We start from the raw sequence: 18,482 nt of genomic DNA, 5'->3' as shown, positions 1-18,482 counted from the left end.
GGGACGTTGGACGGCGGCGCGGGGGCTTGGCGCGGCATAGCGTGAGAGGTGGATGCCCCTCTTCACCCCTTCGGCTCCCCCTGCGGAGTCCCTGACGGAGTCCTTTCGGAGGCACGGATGCTGGTCCTCGCCGTACACGGCAGCGCGGTCCCGGAGGCCGCCGCGACGATCGGGCGGCTGGCCGCGCGGCTGGAGCAGACGACGGGGGGACGCCCCGTGGTGGGCCATCTCGACGTGCAGCGGCCCTCGTTGGACGAGGTGCTGGCGGAGCATCCGGGGGCGGTGGTGGTGCCGGTGCTGCTGGGCGACGGGTACCACCGGAAGGTCGACATTCCGGCGGTGGCGCGGGCGTACGACTGCACGGTCACGGAGGGCCTGAGCGGCGAGCGGGACGTGACGCTGGCGGTGCACGCGCGGCTGCGGGAGGCGGAGGCGTCGCTCGGGAAGTGGGCGGACGCGATCGTGGTGGCGGGGGCGGGCTCGACCCGGCCGGGCGGCAACGACGGGACCCTCGCGGTGGTCGAGGGCCTCCGCGACCTGCGGGACGTCCCCGTGGTCCCGGCGTACTGCTCGGCGGCGGAGCCGACGGTGCCGGAGGCGGTGGCTTCCCTGCGCGCCGAGGGCCACCGGCGGATCGCGGTCGCGGCGCACCTCCTCGCACCGGGCCGCTTCACGCACGCGCTGGCGGGGTGCGGGGCGTGGGTGGTGTCGGAGCCGGTCGCGGACCATCCGCGGATCGCACGGCTGGTGGCGGACAGGTACACGGCCGGGCGCGGCGAACTATTGGAGCAGATTCATCACTGTGAGTGATGGCACGAACACGAATCGCCTGCTTCTCTTGTACGTATGAACACGCAGCGCAACCTTCTCGCCCAGGCGGCACTGATCTCCGCCCTCGCCCTGGCGGCCCCGCTCGCCACGACCCCCGCGTCCGCCACAGCCTCCGACCCGGCCCCCGCCGTCCAAGGCGAGACCCGCACCCCCGCCACCGAGGTCAACCACTTCTTCAAGGCCTACCGGAAGGCCGCCCAAGGCTCCGGCCCGCAGGCTCCCGAACAGGTCCGCAAGGCCCACCTCACCGCCGAGCTGGACGCCCGCCTCACCGCCTGGGCCGAGGAGAACCACGCCGACCCGGTGATGCGCGCGCAGAACATCCCCAAGGACTGGAAGGTGCGCAACCACGGCCAGACCGCCACGACGGCCACGGTGATCGTCACCGAGATCTGGGGCGCGAGCCCGGACACGGAGGTCTGGTACACGGTCCGCCGCTCCGACCTGAAGATCACCGACCTGACGGATCCGCCGCTGCGGGGCTGATCCGGCACAAGTAACTTATTCCTGGGCCGAGTTGAGCAGGGGGGACAAGGTGTCCGATCAGGAGACGGCCAGGGTGCTCGCGTTCTTGGACGAGTGCGCCGCCGAGGCGCCGGAGGGGCAGCGCGGGGCGTTGTGGCGGCTCGCCGAGCAGGACCGCCAGCTCGACGCGAATCTGGTACGGCTCCTGCCGGACGCCGCCGTGCCGGCACACGTCGAGGAGGCACTGGACGTGCTGCTGCTCGTGATGGAGGGCGAAGGCCGCCTCGACGGCGGGACGACGCCGCCGCAGGAACTGCGACCGGGCGGACTCGCCTGGCTGCCGAGGGGCACACCCCGGGCCCTGACGGCGGGCCCACGGGGCCTTACCTACCTCACGGTGCACCGGCGCCGTCCGGGGATATCGGTCCGCCCTGTCCTCCCCGTACCGCCCGTGCAGGAGGGCGGAGAGGCCCCCTGCGCGCTGGGGCGAGTCTGCCAGGAGTGCGGGCGGCTGGGCTCGGAGGCCGGGGCGCGGTTCTGCGCCCGGTGCGGGAAGGAGCTGCCGACGACAGCGGCCTACTGAGGAACTAGGAACCGGCGCGGACTCACCACTCAGAGAGACTCGCCCGACAACAGGGGCTCGAAGGCCCGGTAGGCCTCATAGTTCCTGAAGTGGCGGCTGTAGAGGTCGGCGCCGTCGCCGAGCGAGCCGTCCAGGACCTCGCTGACGTCCACGACGCGCAGAAGCTTCCAGGTGATGCGCTCACCGCGGTCGTTCTCGTAACTGGTCTCCTGGGCCCTGCCGTGGGCGAGGGCCTTGTCCCGGGCCTCCTCCTCACCGTCGGCGGTCACCAGAACGAAGTCCTCGGCATAGAGAGGCTCATACCCGTCGGCGTCGGAAGTCGCCCGGGTCAACAGGATCGCAATGTAGGTGCTCGCCATGGTCCACTCCTTCTTTCCGGCGGTGCTGCGCAGCGGACCTTACGCCACACCTAGGGCTCCGCCACGCAGGCGCCGATCCGCGCCCCTTCAGGGGCGCGGGGAACTGCGCGCCCAGCCACCCACTCACCCGCACGAAAACCGTCCAACTGCCCCGCAGGGTTGAGGTGAAGGGGCGGGGCTGGGGCGAAAACACCCCGGCACCGGGCGCCGACCGAACAGAGCCCGCCCCCGACACGGGGCATCCCGGGGCCCCTTTCGCGACGGGCGTCCGACCCAGGGCCGATGCCCAAGCTCAGTACCCCACCGTAAAGCGCACGCGCTGATGCTTGGGCCGCTCCGCCTCATCCAGCACAGCAAGCGCGAAGTCCTCCATGGAGATGGCGGATTCCCCGGCAGGAGAGACGAGCAGCTCGTCCGTACCCAGGCGGTACGCCCCCGTACGCTCCCCCGGCGCAAAGAGCGCGGAAGGGCTCACGTACACCCAGTCCACCCCCGCCCCCGCCGCCCGGACCACCTCCAACTGCTCGTTGCAGGCCAGCGCGATGGGCCGCCAGGACGGCGGAAAGTCCGGCCCGTCGATCACGGTGAGCGTGTCACTGCCGGGGAGCCGCAGACTGCCCGCCCCACCGACCACCAGCAGCCGCGCCCCCGTCCTGGCGGCCCCCGCGACGAGCGCCCGGGCGGTCTCCGCGAGCTGCCCCTCCTGGCCGGGCACCGGCCGGGTCACGCCGATCAACAGGTCTTGCCCGGCGGCGAGTTCGGCCACGGCGTCCGGGTCGAGGGCGTTCGCGGCGGCGGGTCTCGCCCCGGGATGCAGTGCGTCGAAGCGGGCCGGGTCACGGGTGACGGCGGTGACGTCGTGCCCCCGGCCGACGGCCTCGGCGACGATACGGCTTCCGGCGGCGCCGGTGGCTCCGAAGACGGTGATGCGCATGGGTTCGTAACTCCTCTGGAAACAGGTGATATGCGGTATCGAAGTGGCGGGAATCAACGGGAGCCGACGGGCACGGTCGTCGCCGTCTCCGCCGGAACGGACCCCGCGACCGTCCGGGAGGCACCCCTCGGACGCAACTGCGCCAGGGCCACCGCCGCCAGCGCGAGCAGTCCGCCGAGGAGTTGCAGCGGGGTGAGCTGCTGCCCGAGCAGCGCCCAGCCGAGCACAGTGGCGACCAGCGGGCTGAGCAGCCCGAGGAAGGTGACCTCGGTCGGCGAGAGCGCCTTGATGCCGCGGAACCACAGGGCGTACGCGACGGCCGCGCCGATCAGCGTGAGGTATCCGTAGCCGAGCAGGTTCTCGCCCGTGAAGGAGGACGGCGGCGGCCCCTCGACAAGAAGCGCGACGGGGGTCAACAGTAGTCCGCCCGCGACGAGTTGCCACCCGGTGGTGGCGAGCAGCGGCGCCGGGGAGACCCAGCGCTTGCTGAGGACGACGCCGGTCGCCATGACGACCGCCCCGCCGAGCGCGGCGGCCACACCGAGCGCGTCCAGCCGGGCATCGGCGCGCAGCACCAGCAGCGCGACCCCGGCGATGCCGGTGACGGCCGCCAACAGCGTACGGAGTGTGAGGCGTTGGCCGAGGAGTCCGGCGGAGAGGCCCGCCACGAGGAGGGGCTGCACGGATCCGACGGTGGCGGCGACCCCGCCGGGGAGGCGGTAGGCGGCGACGAAGAGGAGGGCGAAGAAGACGCCTATGTTCAGGGCGCCCAGGACGAGGGACTTCCACCACCAACTCCCCTTCGGGAGCTGCCTGGTGAGGAGTACGAGGAGGATTCCGGCCGGGAGCGCCCGCAGCACGCCCGCGAGCAGCGGCCGGTCCGGGGGCAGGAACTCGGTGGTGACGAAGTAGGTGGAGCCCCAGACGGCGGGGGCGAGGGCAGTCAGAAGCACGAGGGCCGTGCGGTTTCTTAGCACTAAGACAACATATCTCACCGCTAAGAGATCGGCTAGGGTCCTTCCATGACGGTGAACGGAAAGACCCCCGAGGGCGGCGCGGCACCGACCCCCGCGAGCGGCGCGGCGCGCACCCGCGACCACGTGGACCACGTACTCGACCAGTGGCACGCCCAGCGCCCCGACCTGGACGTCTCCCCGATGGCGGTGATCGGCCGGCTGAAGCGGCTGATGCTGCTCATCGACCCGGAGATGAAGCGGACCTTCGCCGCGCACGGCCTGGACCGGGCGTCCTTCGACGTCCTGGCGACGCTGCGCCGCAACGGCCCCGACAACCCCCTCACCCCCGCCGAGCTGATGGCCTCCGCGATGGTGACCTCGGGCGCGGTCACCCAGCGCCTGGACCGGCTCCAGGGGCGCGGGCTGATCACCCGCAGGCCGAGCCCCACGGACGGACGCGTCGTCCAGGTGGCGCTGACCGAGCGGGGGCTGACCCTGGTCGAGGCGACACTGCCCGACCACCTGGCCACCGAGACCCGGCTGCTGTCCGCCCTCTCCCCCGCCGAGCAGGAACAGCTCGCCCTCCTGATGCGGACGCTGCTGCTGGGGCTGGGCGACGAGTTCTGAGCCGGACGCGTTCCGAGCAAGACGCCACCGCCACCGCACACACCGCCCCCGCACACACCGGCGGGCGCGCCCCGCAAGGGAGCGCGCCCGCCGTCCGTACCCCCGAAGGGGACCCCTACCCCTGCCGCGGGTTCGGCTTCAGCACCGCGAACCGCGCCCCCGCCGGGTCCGCGAAGAACGCCATGCGCCCGACCTCCGGGATGTCCGACGGCGGTACGACGACGCTGCCGCCGCTCTCCACCACCCGGCTCGCCGTCGCGTCCGGGTCGGCCACCGAGAAGTACGAGATCCACGCCGTCCGCTCGTCCGGCCTGGACGGGGCCACGCCGCCGAAGGACATGTCCTCCAGGTCGCCCTCCGCCGAGGAGATCACCGCGTACGCCATGACCATGCCCGGCACCTCCATCTCCTGGGCGCGCCAGCCGAAGAGGGAACGGTAGAAGTCCAGCGCGGCCACCGGGTCGGGGGTGTGCAGCTCGGTCCAGAGCAGGGTGCCGTCCTGCGACGTCGCCTCCAGGCCCTGGTGCGCGGCGGGCTGCCACACCGCGAACTCGGCCCCCGTCGGGTCGGTGAAGCAGGCCATCCGCCCCGAGTCCATGACGTCGAAGGCCTCGACCCGTACCGTCCCGCCCGCCTGCTCCACGGCCTTGGCCACGCCTTCGGCGTCCCGGGTCGCGAAGTAGACCGTCCAGGCGGGGTGCGCGCCCTCCTCGGTCAGGGAGCCGATGCCGGCGACGGTCCTGCCGTCCTTCCGGAAGAAGCCGTAGCCCCCGCTCTCGGACCCGGCGGACTCGAACTCCCAGCCGAAGACCGCTCCGTAGAAGGCGGCCGATGCGGGGATGTCGGGACTGCCGAGGTCGAGCCAGTTGGGTGCGCCGGTACGGAATTCGCTGGAGAGCATGGGAATCCGACCTCCCTTTCGCGGGGGCTTGTGCCCCCTTGCCTCGAATCGTACGAGCGCCCCGCCCGTCGTCCATGGCGAACGCGCAGATCACAGTCGCTCGACTGGCATCTGTAAATCGAACAGACGTACGCTTCCGCTATGTCTTCCTACTCCGCCCCCTTCCCCGAGGACCTCATCGACCTCCAGCAGCAGCTCCACCAGGCCCAGGCCGACTTCCACACCCTCGCCACCGCCCCTCCCTGGGGCGCGGACTCCGCCCCCGTGTTCACCGAGGAGGAGGTCGACCAGGTCGAGGAGCTGTGGGAGCGCATCCGCGAGCTGACGATGGCCGTCAACGAGCACCCGTACTGGACGGCAACGGCCGGCGGCCCCGGCGGCCCGGTGAACAACGCCCGGCGCGGGCTGCGCGTCGTCCGCGACCCGGACGCCGACGCGGGCGCCGCCTGATCCCGGACGCGCCCCCGCACACCCCTGTTCGCCGCCGGGTTCCCGGGTACACGTACGACAGCGAGCGGTGACGTGTCAGACGTACCACCGGACGGCGATACGGAAGAGGGGCAGGGCCATGTCGATGCGCGCGGTGGGCTGGGCGAGGACGTTCCCGGTGTCGGGGGGCGTGCGCGAGGGCAGAAGGTGGACGGAGCAGCACCTCTCCCAGCTGCCCTGGTACGAGAGCAGTCCCGACACCGCGGACTCGATCGTGCTGGCCGTCTCCGAGCTGCTCACCAACGCCCATCTGCACGCCCGCAGCGACGCCCAGCTCGTGCTGACCTGGGACAGCCGCTGTGTGCACGTCTCCGTGCACGACGACACGCCCGAGCGCGCGCCACAGCAGCGCGCGGAGTCCACGGGCGCGCTCTCGGGGCGCGGCATCGCGATCGTGGACGCACTGGCGGACAGCTGGGAGACCCACGAGCAGCAGCACGGCAAGGCGGTCACGGCCTGCTTCACCCCGGAGCTGCCGGAGCCGGTGAAGGGCTGACCGCCGTACCGCCGCCCTAGCGGGACCGTACGACCTTCAGCCCGTACCGCGACCACAGCGCCCGCTGTACGAACAGGGTCACCGTCCCCGCGATCAGCATCCCCGCCAGGTTGACGCCGAGCTGGATCAGCGAGGCGCTCACCTCGCTCCAGTGCCCGAGCGGGACGGCGACCGCCAGGTTTCCGGCGGCGGGGACGGTGGTGACCGAGATGAAGACGCCGACCAGCGTCGAGGACTTGCCCGCGGTCATCGAGAGGATGCCCGCGATCCCGGCGAGCAGTGCCACGATGAACGACCAGCGGTCGGGGTGGATGATGAAGTCGGTCAGCGGCCGGTCGTCCAGCATCGACGGCTCGATCCAGCCCAGCAGCCGCCCGGCCGCCGCGCACACCATGGTGATCAGCACGGCCGCGGTGAAGCCGACGACGAGGGTACGGACGGCCTTGCCGACCAGTGCCCCCTTGCGGCTCATCACGCCGAAGCAGATCGCCGCCACCGGCCCGAACTCCGGACCCAGCACCATCGCACCCACTATCAGGATGGGCTGATCCAGCAGCGCACCGATCGCCGCGATCTGTGTGGCCAGTGCGAGGAAGGCGAGGAAGGCCCAGGTCAGGCGGGTTTCGGAGGCGGTACGGGCGGTCAGCTCGTCCCACACCACGGCGTCGTCCGGGTCGCCCGGAGCGATCTCTTCCGCCTGCTCGGCGGCCGTGGAGATCGACAGGTCGAGCTGCTCGACGGTGATGCCGCCGGTGTCTTTCAGCCCCAGGTCGCGCAGTGCGTCGAGCACGCCGTTGGCGGCCTCCCGGGCGACGTCGAACTCGACGAGGTCGCCTGCGGGGGCGTGCGCGGCGCCGGGCAGTCTGAGGACGTTGACGACGGCGGGGCACTCCGTCGCGATGCCCAGCACCGCGTCGGTGCGGTCGGCCGGGCTGATGACTCGTACATGCAGCATGGACGCATTGTGCCGGGTGCGTCGTCGTAGGTTGACCCCATGGGTAACGCGAGCAACACGATGGACGCACGAACTCTCCGGATCGACGCGACAAGCCACTTGAAGGGTGCCGCGATCGACGCGCCGTTGGTGAGAGGGCTGTTGGAGGAACAGCATCCGGATCTGGCCGGTCTGGAGCTGAGCCGGGTCCGGGGCGGCTGGGACATGCAGATGTGGCGTCTGGGCGAGGAGTTGGCGGTACGTCTGCCGCTCACGCCGCGCGGTCCCGAGCTGCTGCGCAACGAACTGCGCTGGCTGCCGGAGCTGGCCGGGCGGCTCCCCCTGCCGGTGTCGGTGCCGGTACGGGCCGGGGAGCCGACCGAGCGGTTCCCGCGCCCGTGGTCGGTGACGGCCTGGCTGCCGGGCGAGCCGGCCGACGCCGCGCCGGTGGCCGACGAACACCGGCTGGAGGCGGCGGACGCGCTGGCCGGGTTCCTGCGCGCGCTGCACGTTCCGGCCCCGGCGGACGCCCCGGGGAACCCGACGCGCGAGTGGACGCTGGCCGCGGCGAGCGACTCCGTCGCGGACATGGTGCGGAAGGACCTCGCGGAGGGCGACGCCTCTGCGGTGCGGAGCGTGGGCGTCGACCGGCTGAACGCCCTGTGGGAGGACGCGGTGGCCGCACCGGCCTGGGAGGGCCCCCGGGTGTGGCGGCACACCGACCTCCACCCCGCGAACGTCGTCGTCACGGACGGCAGGCTCTCCGGGGTCATCGACTTCGGCGACCTGTGCGCGGGCGACCCGGCCCACGATCTCGCGGCGGCCTGGAACCTGCTGCCCTCGGGCCCGCCGGGGGCCCAACCCGCCACCGTGGCGCGCTTCTTCGCCGGGTACGGCGAGGTGGACGAGGCGACGGTACGGCGCGCCAAGGGCTTCGCGCTGACCCGCGCCCTGATGCTCGTCGGCATCGGCCACGCCGGGGACAAGGGCCTGCCCGGCGGAAAGCCGACCTGGGGCCCGGCGGGCAGGGCGTCGCTGGAGCGGCTGCTGGCGGGGTGACGGGGGCGGATTCCGTACCGTACGAGAGTCGCAGGAGGTACGGAATCCGCCCGGGCCCGCCCGCTCAGATCGGGCCGAACAGCCAGTTGCCCCGGGCCTCGGGGTCCTCGCTCGTGTAGTACTCCGCGGTGGCCTGCCGCACGTCGTCGCGGCTGAGCCGGCCGTCGCCGTCCACGTCCAACTTCGCGAAGGTGCCGACGAGTTCGCCCTCCGGGACGCCCATGCCGTTGTGGTACATCGCCACGAACTCGTCCTGTGTCACCAGTCCGTCGCCGTCCTGGCTGCCGATGTCCATCCAACAGTGCGTCATCACGCCCACGTTGCTCAGGAACTCCTCGCGCGCCTCGGGTCCCTGGGACACCGCCCGTCCCCGCATACCCGCGCAGAAGTCCTCCCGGGTGAGCCCTTCCCGGCTGCTGTCGGAGCTCATCCGGCCCAGCTCGCTGTGCCAGAAGTGGCTGAAGGCGGAACGGAGTTCGACGATCTTCGGGGCGTCGGAGGGCTCGCCGAGCGCCTTCGCCATGCCGTCCGCGAGACCGCAGAGGTCGGTCTCGGTGAGGAGGCCGTCACCGTCTCCGTCGAGCATGTCGAAGGTGCGGTCGATCTTGTATGTGAGGAAGTCGACGTCCGCGCTCACGGTCATGGGTGGCTCCCGTTCCTGGGTAGGCGGCGGTGGACGGCCCAAAGGCCTGCGGTCACCCGGTCCAACCCGGAGGGGGGCACGCGGGTTTCCTGCGAAGTGCGTGCGTCGGTCGGCTGTGCGGGCCGGACGGCGCGGCGGGAACGGCGTTACGAAGGCGGGGAGTTAACCGCGTGCGGCCGACGGACCGGCGTGATAGGTCTCGCTCCCATGACTCATGACCTCGACACCCCGCTGGACGAAACTCCGCTGACCGACCTCCTCACGGAGCGGCTGGTCCTGCGCCCGATGTCCGTGGCGTACAGCGAGCAATTGGTGGCGGGCGGACCGTACCGCGAGACCTCCGACTACCCCCGCGAGGGGGACATCGCTGCGGCCCGGCGCTTCCTGCGCGTGTGTGCGGAGCAGGGCGACCCGAGCCCGTACACGAACTTCGAGATACGCCTGCGGGCGGAGGACGGCCGTCCGATCGGCGGCATCGGCTTCCACGGGCCGGCGGACGAGACCGGTGCCGTCACCATCGGATACGGGCTGATCCCGTCGGCGTGGGGCAACGGGTACGCGAAGGAGGCGCTGCGGGAGATCGTGCGGTTCGCCCGGGAGTGCGGGGCGACGCGGGTGAAGGGGGACGCCGATCACGCGAACGTCGCGTCGCAGCGGGTGATGGAGGCGGCGGGGATGCGGCTGGTCGGGGAGGACGACGAGGTGAAGTACTTCGAGACGGGCCCCTTCTGAGACCATGCGGCGGGGCTGGGGAAAATAGGGGTTGACCTGCGGCGGAAGGCTGACATCATTCGCGGAATGACTAACTCCTCCGCCCCCTCCGCCCCGTACTCCTTCTTCGACGCGCCGGACGGCACCCGCCTCGCCTACCGCGTCGTCGGAGACGTCGACGGTTCGGAGGACGAGGGTGCGGCCCCCGTCGTCTGCCTCCCCGGCGGCCCCCTGCACGACTCCCGCTACCTGGGGGACCTCGGCGGGCTGCCCGAGGCCTCCGGGCGGCGGCTGCTGTTCCTGGACTTCCGGGGAAGCGGCGGCTCCGACCTCCCCGAGGGCCCCGAGTCGTACCGCTGCGACCGCCTCGTCGAGGACGTCGAGGCACTGCGCATCCACCTCGGACTGCCCACGCTCGACCTCCTCGCCCACTGCGCGGGCGCGAACGTCGCCGCGCAGTACGCCGCCCGCCACCCCGAACGCGTCGCCCGGCTCATCCTGATCACCCCGAGCGCCCGGGCCGTCGGCATCGACATCCCGGACACGATGCGCCGAGCGGGCGCGGACCTGCGCCAGGGCGAGGACTGGTACCCGCAGGCCTCGGCCGCGCTGAGCGCCATCGCGGCGGGCGAGGCGTCGGGGGAGAACTTCGCGGCGGTCACGCCGTTCTTCTGGGGTCGCTGGGACGAGACGGCACGCGCCCACGTCGCCGCGTCCGAGGCGCAGAACACCAACCCGGACTCAGGCCGCCACTTCGGCGCGGAGGGCGCCTTCACCCCGGAGCCGACGCGCGCGGCCCTCACCCGACTCACCGCCCCTGTCGGCCTGCTGGCAGGCGAATACGACCTGAACAGCCCGCCCCCCTCGGTCGAGGAATTCGCCTCCCTCCTCCCGAACGCCGAGACGACCTACACACTCCAGCCGGGCGCGGGCCACTTCCCGTGGGTGGACGACCCCCAGTCCTTCGCCGAGGCGGCGGCCGGCCTCCTCCGCTAGACCGACAGCCGCATCCGGCACTGGTCAACGGCCTCGACCCGCACCGGAATCCCCCAGTGCGCACTGAGCGCCTCGCCGACCCGAACCAGCCTCAGCCGCTCCGCCGGGCTGTACGCGGGGAAGGTCGTCGACCCCCGGTCGGCGAGGGCATTGCCCAGCTCACTGAAGAGCGCGGCGTGCGCACGCCGCTCCTCCTCGGCACTGAGCGGCGTCCCCACAAACTCCGCCTCTTCCCCCACCACCTGCACGTTCCGCAAGTCCCGTACGTCCATGCCACCGCCCTCCCGTGGTTCCGGAGCCGCCATTCTGGCCCCTCACGTCTTGTCGTACACCGTCACCGCGATCCCCCGCTCGCTCAGCTTCTCGGTGATCAGTGGCTCGATGCGGTCCCACTTGCCGCCCGCGAGGCCGCAGCCGATGCGGGGCATGTGGACGGTGGCCCGGTGAGTGAGGGCGTGGGCGGCGACTGTTTCGAGGCCCTGGGACACCGCCTCGTAGCGGATCGGCGGACCGCCGCTGCCGGTGCGGATGCCGTGCTGGCCGATCAGGTTGGCGACCCAGATGTCCGGTCTGACCTGCACCAACTGCACCGCCCCGAGGGCGAAGTCGTTTCCGGCCCGCTCGCGGTGCCAGCGGCGGTACTGCTGTTCCGGTTCGGGCCAGCGGCGGGATATCGCGAGGACGAAGCCCTTGCCCCAGCCGCCGAGGTCGTTGCAGACGTGGGTGATGATCTTCGGGCCCTTGGCCTGGGGGTCGGTGGCGTCGCCCGCGATGATCTTCAAGAGTGTCATCGGGTCATCATGGACCCGGATGCGCCGCGTGCGGAACTCAATTCGGTTCCTCGGTCCTTCAGTCCCTTTCGGGTCCTTCAGTCCCTCGGCCCGGACGTCCTCAGACGGCTGCCAGCGCCTCGATCTCGACCCGGAACTCCGGGTCCACCAGCCCGCTGACCTGCACCAGAGAACAGGCCGGCAGCTGCTCGTGGCCCAGGAACTCGTCCCGCACGCGCCGGAAGGCGTCCAGGTCCGCGAGGTCGGTGAGGAAGACCGTCAGCTTGACGATCTGAGGCATGCGGCCGCCCGCCGCTTCGAGCGCGGTCCGGATGTTCTCGAAGACCTGCCGGGTCTGGAGCTCGGCGTTCCCCTTCCCGACGAGCCGGCCCTCCGCGTCCAGGGGCACCTGGCCCGAGATCGCGACCGTCCGGCCGCTGAAGACGACCGCGTGGCTGTAGCCCCGGACCGGGGGCGATCCTGCGGGGCGGGCTATGTGGTGCTGCATGACGACTCCCGGGGGTCAGTGGTCGGCGGTGCCGTGTTCGATGCGGTGCTGGTCGGCGGTGCCGTGTTCGATGCGGTGCTGGTCGACGAGGTAGTCGTACATGGACTCCCAGGACGGGTCGGCGGCGCTGAGGTCGCGGAGTTCGAGGGCGACCGGGTTGCCGGTGAGGCCGCTGACGCCGGACGGGGTGAGGCGGAGGGCCGTGCGAGCGCGTTCCAGCAGGTCCGCCGCCTGCTCCCCGGTGGCGTAGAAGGTGAGCGTCGCCTCGGTCGGGAGGCCCGACGGGTCGTAGTCCTCGCCGAACTCCGCCTCCGCGCGGTCCGCCGCCTCCTGCGCATGCCCGTACCCGGAGGACCAGGCGTACGGGCAGGGACCCGGGTGGGATTCGTCCGCGCAGATCAGCGTGTGCAGGGTCCGCACGACCGGGTGGGCGTGGGCCGCTTCGGTGTACGGCATCGGCGCCCCCGCGTCCATGACCGCCGCGATCTCCCAGATTCCGCGGTCCGTCCGTCCCATAGGGGCTCCAATCCTTGATCGCCTCTGCTGCGAGAAGGCACGCTACCCTGCCCGCCCCGTGTCCACCGATCGGCCGACAGCCGGTTCGGTCCTCGGGTCGCTACTGCCCGCGACGCGGTCCCGAGACGATTCACCCATGACTTCACCACGGGCCGAAAAGACCCTACGAGTAAGGGACTTGACCCTGGCTCGCCGTCGACGGGACGACGATCCTGCTCACCACCCACTACCTCGACGAGGTCGAGGCGCTGGCCGACCGGGTCGCCGTGGTCGACCGGGGCCGCATCAAGGCACTCGGCGAACCCGGCACGCTCGGCGGCCGTGCGGAGGCGGCGGCTGTCGTCAGCCGGCGCGAGAACGGGCGGGAGGTGCGGCAGGAAACCCCGGAACCCGACCGCCTGGTCGCCGAACTCATGGCGCGCAACGCCCACAACTCCGCCCGGGTGGAGGGCCTTTCGGTACACCGCCCGAGCCTGGAGGACGTCTACCTCCGCATGATCGACGAAGCCGCCCCCGAGCGGGACGAATCCCTGCACACCCGAAAGGCCTCCGCATGAGCACCGCACTCCCCTCCGCCGCCCGCGTCGGCCTCTCCCGCGGCGGACTCGAACTCCGCCAGTTCTTCCGGGAGAAGGACGCCGTCGTCTTCACCTTCTCGTTGCCGGTGGTGATGCTCGTCCTGCTGGCGAGCATCTACCGGGACACCGTCCCGGGCACGGGCGTCACCGCAGGACAGATCTTCGCCGCGAGCATGATCGCCGCCGGGGTCATGTCCGCCACGTTCGTCGGCCTCGGCAACGGCATCGCGCAGGACCGCGACGACGGCACCCTCACCCGCCTGCGCGGCACGCCGACCCCTCTGACCTCGTACTTCCTGGGGAAGGTGCTGCTGGTCCTGCTGGTCGCCCTGGCGGAGGTGGTGCTGCTGCTGGCCGTGGGGCGGGGCTTCTTCGGGCTGGTGCTGCCCACGGATCCGGCCCGCCGGCTGACGTTCGGCTGGGTGTTCCTGCTCGGGGTGGTCGCGTGCGCGCTGCTCGGCATCGCGATCAAGAGCCTGGCGCGGTCCGCGAAGAGCGCCTCCGCGATCATCATGCTGCCCTTCATCGGACTACAGTTCATTTCCGGGGTGCTGGTCAATCCGATCACCAACCTGCCTTCTCCGCTGGTGGAGTTGGGCTCGGTGTTTCCGCTCAAGTGGATGGCGCAGGGCTTCCGTTCGGTGTTCCTGCCGGACTCGATGACGTTCCAGGAGGTGGCGGGTTCGTGGGAGCCGGGGCGGACGGCGCTGGTGCTGGGGGCGTGGTGCGCGGGCGGCCTGGTGCTGTGCCTGCTGACGTTCCGGCGCAGGACCCGCAAGGGGTGAGGCACGCCCCGAAGAGGCCCGGCGAGCCGCACGCCTGGTTGCGCGGCTACCTCACCTGGGACGCCTTCTACGCCGTCGCCCTCCTCGCCTGCCTGGTCTTCGTCCTCACCCTGGACGACCCCACCGCGCACAGCCCGGCCCTCGCCGTGTGCGCCCTGCTCGGCGGGGCCGGCTGGTACGTGACGTACGGCAGGCGTCTGATGCGTACGGCACAGGCGGCGGCCGGTACGGGCACCGGCCGCCCCGGCGGGGTCTACCTCGCGGCCCTCCTCGCCCTCTTCACGGCGGCGGTGGTGCTGGCTCCCGCCGCCTCCCTCGCCCTCGTGATCGTCGTCCCGCAGGTGTACTGGACGCTGCGGCCGGTGCCCGCGACGGCGGCGGTCGTGGGATTCGCGCTGGTGCCGCTGGTGGTGGAGGCCGTACGGACGGGCTCGCTGTCGGCAGGGGTGGCCGCCCAGGGGCCGACGGCGCTGCTGGTGATCGCCTTCTCGGTGCTGTGCGGGACGTGGGTGCACCGGATCATCGACCAGAGCGCCGAACGGGCCGCGCTCATCGAGGAGTTGACGGCCACCCGCAGCGAACTCGCCGCGGCCGCCGAGCGGGCCGGGATCGCGGCGGAGCGCGAGCGGCTCGCCGGGGAGATCCACGACGCGATCGCGCAGGGCCTGAGCAGCATCGTGATGCTGACCCAGGCCACCGCCTCCACCCTGTCCCGCATGGGCGAACTCCCGCCCACGAACGCCCGGTTGACGACCCAGGCCCGCGAGCAGCTCGACCTCGTCGCCCGCACCGCCCGGGAGTCCCTCGCGGAAGCGGGCGCGCTCGTGGAGGCGCTGCGCCCCACGGCCCTGGACACCGCCGCCTCGCTCCCGGAGGCCCTGCGCAGGCTGACCGCCCATGCCGCCGAGGGAACCCCTCTGACCACGACCTTCACCCTGAACGGCTGCGCCGAACCACTCCCGGTCGCCCTCGAAGTCGTCCTCCTGCGCACCACCCAGGAGGCCCTGTCCAACGTACGCCAGCACGCGCGGGCGACCCGGGCCGACGTGTCCCTGACGTACACGCACACGCACGCGTCCGTGGAGATCCGCGACGACGGCACCGGCCTGTCCGCACCCCCCGACGACTCCCCCGGCTACGGCCTCTCCGGCATGCTCCGCCGCGCGGAACAGGTCGGTGGCACAAGGAAGTTGACGAGCGCACCCGGCCGAGGCACGACCCTTCACGTGGAGGTCCCCCGTTGAACCCGGCGAACCCCGAGAGCCCCGAGAACCCCGTCACCGTCCTCATCGCCGACGACCACCCGGTCGTACGGGCCGGCCTGCGCGGAATGCTCGCCGGGGAGCCCGACATCGAGGTCGTCGGCGAGGCCGCGAACGCCGACGAGGCCCTCGCACTCACCCACGCCCTGAGCCCCGCCGTGGTCCTGATGGACCTGCGGATGCCCGGCAGCGGAGTGACCGCCACCGCCCGGATCACCGCCGAGAAGCCCACCAGCCGGGTCCTGGTCCTCACCACCTACGGCACCGACGACCAGATCCTGGCCGCGGTGGAGGCGGGCGCGACCGGCTACCTCCTCAAACACGCCGACCTCTCCGAACTCCTCCAGGCGATACGGGGCGCCGCCTCCGGCGAAACGATCCTCGCCCCCTCCGTCGCCGCCCGTCTCACCCGCCACCTGCGCACCCCGAAACGCACTGCCCTCTCCTTCCGCGAGACGGAGGTCCTTCGCCTGGTCGCCCGGGGCCTGACGAACGCGGCGATCGGCTCGGCCCTCTTCATCAGCGAGGCCACGGTCAAGACCCACCTGCTGCGCATCTTCGGCAAGCTGGAGGTCACCGACCGCACGGCCGCGGTGATGACGGCGGTGGGCCGGGGCCTGATCACCCCGGAGGAGTAGCCGCCCGGGGCGTGTCGAGGCGTTCTCCGCCGCCGCCCTCGCGACAATCGGGGCCCCGGACGATCGGACGCCCTCATGCCCACACCCGCCCCGGCCTACCTCCTCCCGCCGGAAGTCCTGCACCGGACAAAGGAGTTGACCGTCTGGCACACGGGCCTGGTCGACGGCCCGTACGGACCGACGGTGTCGGTGGTCGTGGACCGGGCGGAGGGCTCGCGGCTCGACCTGACCGGAGAGCCCTGGCACCTGCCCATGGACGACGGCATCCCGCCCGTGGGCGCCATGCTGCGCCTGCCGGGATCACCGGCCGGCCTGCTCGGCCTTCCGGACTCGTACGGATCGTTCGAGTACCTGAGAGCGACCTGCGAGTTCGGTCGCGTGGACGCCCGGGACTCCTTCCTCACCTTCTTCGTCCAGCCCCTTGGCCTGCGCACCACCGTCTACCTGTCCCCCGACGCACCCCCGCCCCCGCCCGACGATTCGGTGCCGTGCGCGGTGGCGGACCCGGAGATCCTGTACGACGCGGACGGCTGTCTCGTCTGGCACTCGGGGGCGGTGCAGGGCCCGTACGGCATCGAGGCGATGATCCAGGTGCGGACGGACCCCGGGCGGCCGGACGTCGAGCTGCTCGGGTGCCGCCGCTGGGGGTGGACGTGGTCCGGCAGGTGGCGTGAAGGGGGCCCGGGTGCGGGGTCCCGCGGTGGTCGCAGGTCCGGGCCCGGGCCCCCCGTGTCAGTGCGTCAGGCAACCAGGTCCGCGCGGGAGAGCTTCTGCGCGGGGACCGTGACGGGGTCCGCGGACTCCGTGGCCCGGGCGCAGCACGTGCGGGCCAGCAGGGCGTCGGCCGACGCGAGTGCTGCCTCGATCGTCTTCGTCGAGGTCGTCACGCACAGCGTGTACGTGACGTCGTCCAGTGCCTGCTTGGACTCCGGCGTCGGGTTCTGGGCGTGGGCGAGCCGGTTCTCCGCGTAGCGCGTGAGGAGTGTGCGCAGCACCTTCGGGTCGGGCAGCAGCATGTAGGGGTTCCCCTTCTTCTCGTCTTGTTGAGTTTTGTGTTCCTGTGTCGCGTATGTCGCCTGTGTCTTCGTTTGTCTTCTGTGTCTTCGTTTGTCTTCTGTGTCGTCGTGTGTCTTCTGTGTCGTCGAGTACGACATCTCGGCTTGCTTGATGCGGGTCGCGGCATGCGTCGCTTGCGTCGCGTGCGTCATGTGGTGGCACGCCTACGCCTGGTACGCATGCTCTTGGTGCGACTTCCCCTCTTTCACGCGCGCCACACCGGCAGGTTTGCGCCAGAGTGTGTCGCCCGCAGCACGCACGGTGAACAGAGATTACGCGTAAGGCCCGTTAAGTACCCGTGAGTTAACCTTTGGCCCTTTGTCGGGAAGCCGTCAGGAAGTCGTCAGCATGCCCGTGCGGAGCTGGCCGAGGATGCGGGTCAGGAGGCGGGAGACCTGCATCTGGGAGATGCCGAGCACCTCGCCGATCTCGGCCTGCGTCAGCTCCTGGCCGAAGCGCATGGAGAGGATGTGGCGGTCGCGGTCGGAGAGCTCGGAGAGCAGCGGGGCCAGGGTGTGCAGGTCCTCGAAGAGCTCCATGCCCGGGTCGACCGCGCCGAAGAAGTCCGCGTACGAGACGGAGGACTTGGCGTTGTTGTCGTTGCCGGTCTCGGCGGGGAGGTCGAGGGAGCCGGCCGTGTACCCGTTGGCGGCGACGAGTCCGTCGGTGACCTCGGCCTCGGTCAGCTCCAGGAGTTCGGCGAGCTCGGCGACGGTGGGGTCGCGGTCGAGGACGGTCGCGAGCTGCTCCTTGGCCTTGGCCAGTTCGGTACGGAGTTCCTGGAGGCGGCGCGGGACGTGCACGGCCCAGGTGGTGTCGCGGAAGAAGCGCTTGATCTCACCGGTGATGTAGGGGATCGCGAAGGAGGTGAACTCGACCTCGCGGGTGAGGTCGAAGCGGTCTATCGCCTTGATCAGCCCGATCGTCCCGACCTGGATGATGTCCTCCAGGTCGCCGCTGCCCCGGTTGCGGAAGCGGCGCGCGGCGAACTTCACCAGCGAGAGGTTCATCTCGATGAGGGTGTTGCGCGCGTACTGGTACTCGTGCGTGCCCTCCTCCAGCTCCTGGAGCCGGTCGAGGAACAGCTTGGAGAGCTGGCGGGCGTCCTTGGGCGCGACGGCGGTGGGGTGCGCGATGTGCGGGAGCTCGGCGGGGCGGGCCTGGGGCAGGGCCGACTCCGGGGACTGCGAACCGGTGTCGGCCGGGGCCACGACGGCAAGGGTGGTGGGGGCTGACAGCATCACAGTTCCTCCTCGGGTCACGGTCGTCTCCCACCCGAGCCTTGCCCACGAACGCGTGTTCACTCTCGGCAGAGGCCAACTTTCTTCGAAAGATTTTCACCAAAGCCTCTCGGAGAACGCTGGACACCGTGGGGACGGGGGTCC

25 protein-coding genes are annotated in these 18,482 nt (G+C 71.5%); 13 read left to right on the top strand and 12 right to left on the bottom strand.

All coding sequences use genetic code 11. The features are described 5' to 3' along the window. The first annotated feature begins 117 nt into the window (after positions 1 to 117). From IE269_RS17010 to IE269_RS17000, 3 genes are read left to right on the top strand one after another with little or no spacing between them, the layout of a single operon-like run. On the top strand, positions 118 to 810 hold the full coding sequence (locus IE269_RS17010) for a sirohydrochlorin chelatase (protein ID WP_189823789.1): 693 nt from the start codon (positions 118 to 120) through the stop codon (positions 808 to 810). Positions 811 to 846: 36 nt separating this feature from the next. Further along, positions 847 to 1,317 (top strand): hypothetical protein, encoded by a 471-nt coding sequence (locus IE269_RS17005; RefSeq protein ID WP_189823788.1) that lies wholly within the window; start codon positions 847 to 849, stop codon positions 1,315 to 1,317. Between the two features lie 49 nt (positions 1,318 to 1,366). Then, positions 1,367 to 1,879 (top strand): cupin domain-containing protein, encoded by a 513-nt coding sequence (locus tag IE269_RS17000; RefSeq protein ID WP_189823787.1) that lies wholly within the window; start codon positions 1,367 to 1,369, stop codon positions 1,877 to 1,879. Positions 1,880 to 1,908: 29 nt separating this feature from the next. Here IE269_RS17000 and IE269_RS16995 read toward each other — a convergent pair whose 3' ends face one another. From IE269_RS16995 to IE269_RS16985, 3 genes are all read right to left on the bottom strand, one after another. After that, positions 1,909 to 2,238: a DUF4288 domain-containing protein gene (locus IE269_RS16995; protein ID WP_189823786.1), complete on the bottom strand. Its 330-nt coding sequence runs from the start codon at positions 2,236 to 2,238 to the stop codon at positions 1,909 to 1,911. Between the two features lie 292 nt (positions 2,239 to 2,530). After that, the gene (locus IE269_RS16990) at positions 2,531 to 3,172 is read right to left on the bottom strand and encodes an NAD(P)-dependent oxidoreductase (RefSeq protein WP_189823785.1); all 642 of its coding nucleotides are present in this window, start codon (positions 3,170 to 3,172) and stop codon (positions 2,531 to 2,533) included. 53 nt (positions 3,173 to 3,225) lie between these two features. Beyond that, complete coding sequence (locus IE269_RS16985) at positions 3,226 to 4,149, bottom strand: EamA family transporter (RefSeq protein ID WP_189823784.1); 924 nt, start codon at positions 4,147 to 4,149, stop codon at positions 3,226 to 3,228. A gap of 45 nt (positions 4,150 to 4,194) precedes the next feature. Between IE269_RS16985 and IE269_RS16980 the strand changes: the two genes are divergently transcribed. Further along, positions 4,195 to 4,755, top strand: a complete 561-nt coding sequence (locus IE269_RS16980) for a MarR family winged helix-turn-helix transcriptional regulator (RefSeq protein WP_189823783.1) — start codon at positions 4,195 to 4,197, stop codon at positions 4,753 to 4,755. 115 nt (positions 4,756 to 4,870) lie between these two features. On the opposite strand, the gene IE269_RS16975 is transcribed toward IE269_RS16980, so the two are convergent. Continuing rightward, positions 4,871 to 5,656 carry a VOC family protein gene (locus IE269_RS16975; RefSeq protein ID WP_189823782.1) on the bottom strand — a complete coding sequence of 262 codons (786 nt, stop codon included), beginning with the start codon at positions 5,654 to 5,656 and terminating at the stop codon, positions 4,871 to 4,873. Positions 5,657 to 5,797: 141 nt separating this feature from the next. On the opposite strand from IE269_RS16975, the gene IE269_RS16970 reads away from it, so the two are divergent. Continuing rightward, a complete protein-coding gene (locus IE269_RS16970; protein WP_189823781.1) occupies positions 5,798 to 6,106 on the top strand; it encodes a hypothetical protein in 309 nt (102 codons plus the stop codon). Positions 6,107 to 6,224: 118 nt separating this feature from the next. Then, entirely contained in the window at positions 6,225 to 6,641 is a 417-nt protein-coding gene (locus tag IE269_RS16965) for an ATP-binding protein (protein ID WP_308436951.1), read from the top strand. A 16-nt stretch (positions 6,642 to 6,657) separates the two neighbouring features. On the opposite strand, the gene IE269_RS16960 is transcribed toward IE269_RS16965, so the two are convergent. Beyond that, positions 6,658 to 7,596, bottom strand: a complete 939-nt coding sequence (locus tag IE269_RS16960; RefSeq protein WP_189823780.1) for a DUF389 domain-containing protein — start codon at positions 7,594 to 7,596, stop codon at positions 6,658 to 6,660. A gap of 60 nt (positions 7,597 to 7,656) precedes the next feature. Here IE269_RS16960 and IE269_RS16955 point away from each other — a divergent pair, with 60 nt between their 5' ends. Then, complete coding sequence (locus IE269_RS16955; RefSeq protein WP_189823896.1) at positions 7,657 to 8,634, top strand: aminoglycoside phosphotransferase family protein; 978 nt, start codon at positions 7,657 to 7,659, stop codon at positions 8,632 to 8,634. A gap of 64 nt (positions 8,635 to 8,698) precedes the next feature. Here the strand turns inward: IE269_RS16955 and IE269_RS16950 are convergent, their stop codons facing one another. Then, positions 8,699 to 9,277, bottom strand: coding sequence for an EF-hand domain-containing protein (locus IE269_RS16950; protein WP_189823779.1), 579 nt, complete (start codon positions 9,275 to 9,277; stop codon positions 8,699 to 8,701). Between the two features lie 207 nt (positions 9,278 to 9,484). Here IE269_RS16950 and IE269_RS16945 point away from each other — a divergent pair, with 207 nt between their 5' ends. Beyond that, on the top strand, positions 9,485 to 10,009 hold the full coding sequence (locus tag IE269_RS16945) for a GNAT family N-acetyltransferase (protein ID WP_229897771.1): 525 nt from the start codon (positions 9,485 to 9,487) through the stop codon (positions 10,007 to 10,009). Positions 10,010 to 10,075: 66 nt separating this feature from the next. Further along, entirely contained in the window at positions 10,076 to 10,984 is a 909-nt protein-coding gene (locus IE269_RS16940; RefSeq protein WP_189823778.1) for an alpha/beta fold hydrolase, read from the top strand. Here the strand turns inward: IE269_RS16940 and IE269_RS16935 are convergent. The 4 genes from IE269_RS16935 to IE269_RS16920 form a co-directional block, all read right to left on the bottom strand. Then, positions 10,981 to 11,256: a hypothetical protein gene (locus IE269_RS16935; RefSeq protein WP_189823777.1), complete on the bottom strand. Its 276-nt coding sequence runs from the start codon at positions 11,254 to 11,256 to the stop codon at positions 10,981 to 10,983. The two genes, IE269_RS16940 and IE269_RS16935, sit on opposite strands and share 4 nt — an antisense overlap. 42 nt (positions 11,257 to 11,298) lie before the next feature. Further along, entirely contained in the window at positions 11,299 to 11,775 is a 477-nt protein-coding gene (locus tag IE269_RS16930; RefSeq protein ID WP_189823776.1) for a macro domain-containing protein, read from the bottom strand. 100 nt (positions 11,776 to 11,875) lie between these two features. Continuing rightward, complete coding sequence (locus IE269_RS16925) at positions 11,876 to 12,262, bottom strand: RidA family protein (protein WP_189823775.1); 387 nt, start codon at positions 12,260 to 12,262, stop codon at positions 11,876 to 11,878. A 15-nt stretch (positions 12,263 to 12,277) separates the two neighbouring features. Beyond that, positions 12,278 to 12,778 (bottom strand): hypothetical protein, encoded by a 501-nt coding sequence (locus IE269_RS16920; protein ID WP_189823774.1) that lies wholly within the window; start codon positions 12,776 to 12,778, stop codon positions 12,278 to 12,280. Positions 12,779 to 13,044: 266 nt separating this feature from the next. On the opposite strand from IE269_RS16920, the gene IE269_RS16915 reads away from it, so the two are divergent. From IE269_RS16915 to IE269_RS16900, 4 genes are read left to right on the top strand one after another with little or no spacing between them, the layout of a single operon-like run. Then, on the top strand, positions 13,045 to 13,335 hold the full coding sequence (locus IE269_RS16915) for a hypothetical protein (RefSeq protein ID WP_189823773.1): 291 nt from the start codon (positions 13,045 to 13,047) through the stop codon (positions 13,333 to 13,335). Next, entirely contained in the window at positions 13,332 to 14,141 is an 810-nt protein-coding gene (locus IE269_RS16910; protein WP_189823772.1) for an ABC transporter permease, read from the top strand. The genes IE269_RS16915 and IE269_RS16910 overlap by 4 nt, the downstream gene beginning before the upstream one ends. Beyond that, positions 14,138 to 15,385 carry a sensor histidine kinase gene (locus IE269_RS16905; protein ID WP_189823771.1) on the top strand — a complete coding sequence of 416 codons (1,248 nt, stop codon included), beginning with the start codon at positions 14,138 to 14,140 and terminating at the stop codon, positions 15,383 to 15,385. The genes IE269_RS16910 and IE269_RS16905 overlap by 4 nt, the downstream gene beginning before the upstream one ends. Then, positions 15,382 to 16,041 carry a response regulator gene (locus IE269_RS16900; RefSeq protein WP_268253599.1) on the top strand — a complete coding sequence of 220 codons (660 nt, stop codon included), beginning with the start codon at positions 15,382 to 15,384 and terminating at the stop codon, positions 16,039 to 16,041. Before IE269_RS16905 ends, IE269_RS16900 begins: the two co-directional genes overlap by 4 nt. A 740-nt stretch (positions 16,042 to 16,781) precedes the next feature. Here IE269_RS16900 and IE269_RS16895 read toward each other — a convergent pair. Continuing rightward, positions 16,782 to 17,057 (bottom strand): DUF5133 domain-containing protein, encoded by a 276-nt coding sequence (locus IE269_RS16895; RefSeq protein ID WP_189823770.1) that lies wholly within the window; start codon positions 17,055 to 17,057, stop codon positions 16,782 to 16,784. Positions 17,058 to 17,429: 372 nt separating this feature from the next. Further along, entirely contained in the window at positions 17,430 to 18,338 is a 909-nt protein-coding gene (locus IE269_RS16890) for a SigB/SigF/SigG family RNA polymerase sigma factor (RefSeq protein ID WP_189823769.1), read from the bottom strand. Positions 18,339 to 18,482 lie beyond the last annotated feature (144 nt).

The sequence above is a fragment of the Streptomyces spiroverticillatus genome (assembly GCA_014650415.1).
Lineage (GTDB): Bacteria > Actinomycetota > Actinomycetes > Streptomycetales > Streptomycetaceae > Streptomyces > Streptomyces spiroverticillatus.
Note: the sequence above shows the minus strand (reverse complement) of the source record. Positions and strands in the feature narration are given on the sequence as shown.

Bases quoted from the DNA above. Each gene is read 5' to 3' on its own strand.
- IE269_RS16945 (WP_229897771.1), top strand. From the start codon at position 9,485: ATGACTCATGACCTCGACACCCCGCTGGACGAAACTCCGCTGACCGAC.
- IE269_RS16965 (WP_308436951.1), top strand. From the start codon at position 6,225: ATGTCGATGCGCGCGGTGGGCTGGGCGAGGACGTTCCCGGTGTCGGGG.
- IE269_RS17010 (WP_189823789.1), top strand. From the start codon at position 118: ATGCTGGTCCTCGCCGTACACGGCAGCGCGGTCCCGGAGGCCGCCGCG.
- IE269_RS16990 (WP_189823785.1), bottom strand. From the start codon at position 3,172: ATGCGCATCACCGTCTTCGGAGCCACCGGCGCCGCCGGAAGCCGTATC.
- IE269_RS16975 (WP_189823782.1), bottom strand. From the start codon at position 5,656: ATGCTCTCCAGCGAATTCCGTACCGGCGCACCCAACTGGCTCGACCTC.
- IE269_RS16890 (WP_189823769.1), bottom strand. From the start codon at position 18,338: ATGCTGTCAGCCCCCACCACCCTTGCCGTCGTGGCCCCGGCCGACACC.
- IE269_RS16950 (WP_189823779.1), bottom strand. From the start codon at position 9,277: ATGACCGTGAGCGCGGACGTCGACTTCCTCACATACAAGATCGACCGC.
- IE269_RS16935 (WP_189823777.1), bottom strand. From the start codon at position 11,256: ATGGACGTACGGGACTTGCGGAACGTGCAGGTGGTGGGGGAAGAGGCG.
- IE269_RS16960 (WP_189823780.1), bottom strand. From the start codon at position 7,596: ATGCTGCATGTACGAGTCATCAGCCCGGCCGACCGCACCGACGCGGTG.
- IE269_RS16995 (WP_189823786.1), bottom strand. From the start codon at position 2,238: ATGGCGAGCACCTACATTGCGATCCTGTTGACCCGGGCGACTTCCGAC.
- IE269_RS16930 (WP_189823776.1), bottom strand. From the start codon at position 11,775: ATGACACTCTTGAAGATCATCGCGGGCGACGCCACCGACCCCCAGGCC.
- IE269_RS16910 (WP_189823772.1), top strand. From the start codon at position 13,332: ATGAGCACCGCACTCCCCTCCGCCGCCCGCGTCGGCCTCTCCCGCGGC.
- IE269_RS16940 (WP_189823778.1), top strand. From the start codon at position 10,076: ATGACTAACTCCTCCGCCCCCTCCGCCCCGTACTCCTTCTTCGACGCG.
- IE269_RS16920 (WP_189823774.1), bottom strand. From the start codon at position 12,778: ATGGGACGGACGGACCGCGGAATCTGGGAGATCGCGGCGGTCATGGAC.
- IE269_RS17005 (WP_189823788.1), top strand. From the start codon at position 847: ATGAACACGCAGCGCAACCTTCTCGCCCAGGCGGCACTGATCTCCGCC.
- IE269_RS16970 (WP_189823781.1), top strand. From the start codon at position 5,798: ATGTCTTCCTACTCCGCCCCCTTCCCCGAGGACCTCATCGACCTCCAG.
- IE269_RS16955 (WP_189823896.1), top strand. From the start codon at position 7,657: ATGGACGCACGAACTCTCCGGATCGACGCGACAAGCCACTTGAAGGGT.
- IE269_RS16980 (WP_189823783.1), top strand. From the start codon at position 4,195: ATGACGGTGAACGGAAAGACCCCCGAGGGCGGCGCGGCACCGACCCCC.
- IE269_RS16895 (WP_189823770.1), bottom strand. From the start codon at position 17,057: ATGCTGCTGCCCGACCCGAAGGTGCTGCGCACACTCCTCACGCGCTAC.
- IE269_RS16925 (WP_189823775.1), bottom strand. From the start codon at position 12,262: ATGCAGCACCACATAGCCCGCCCCGCAGGATCGCCCCCGGTCCGGGGC.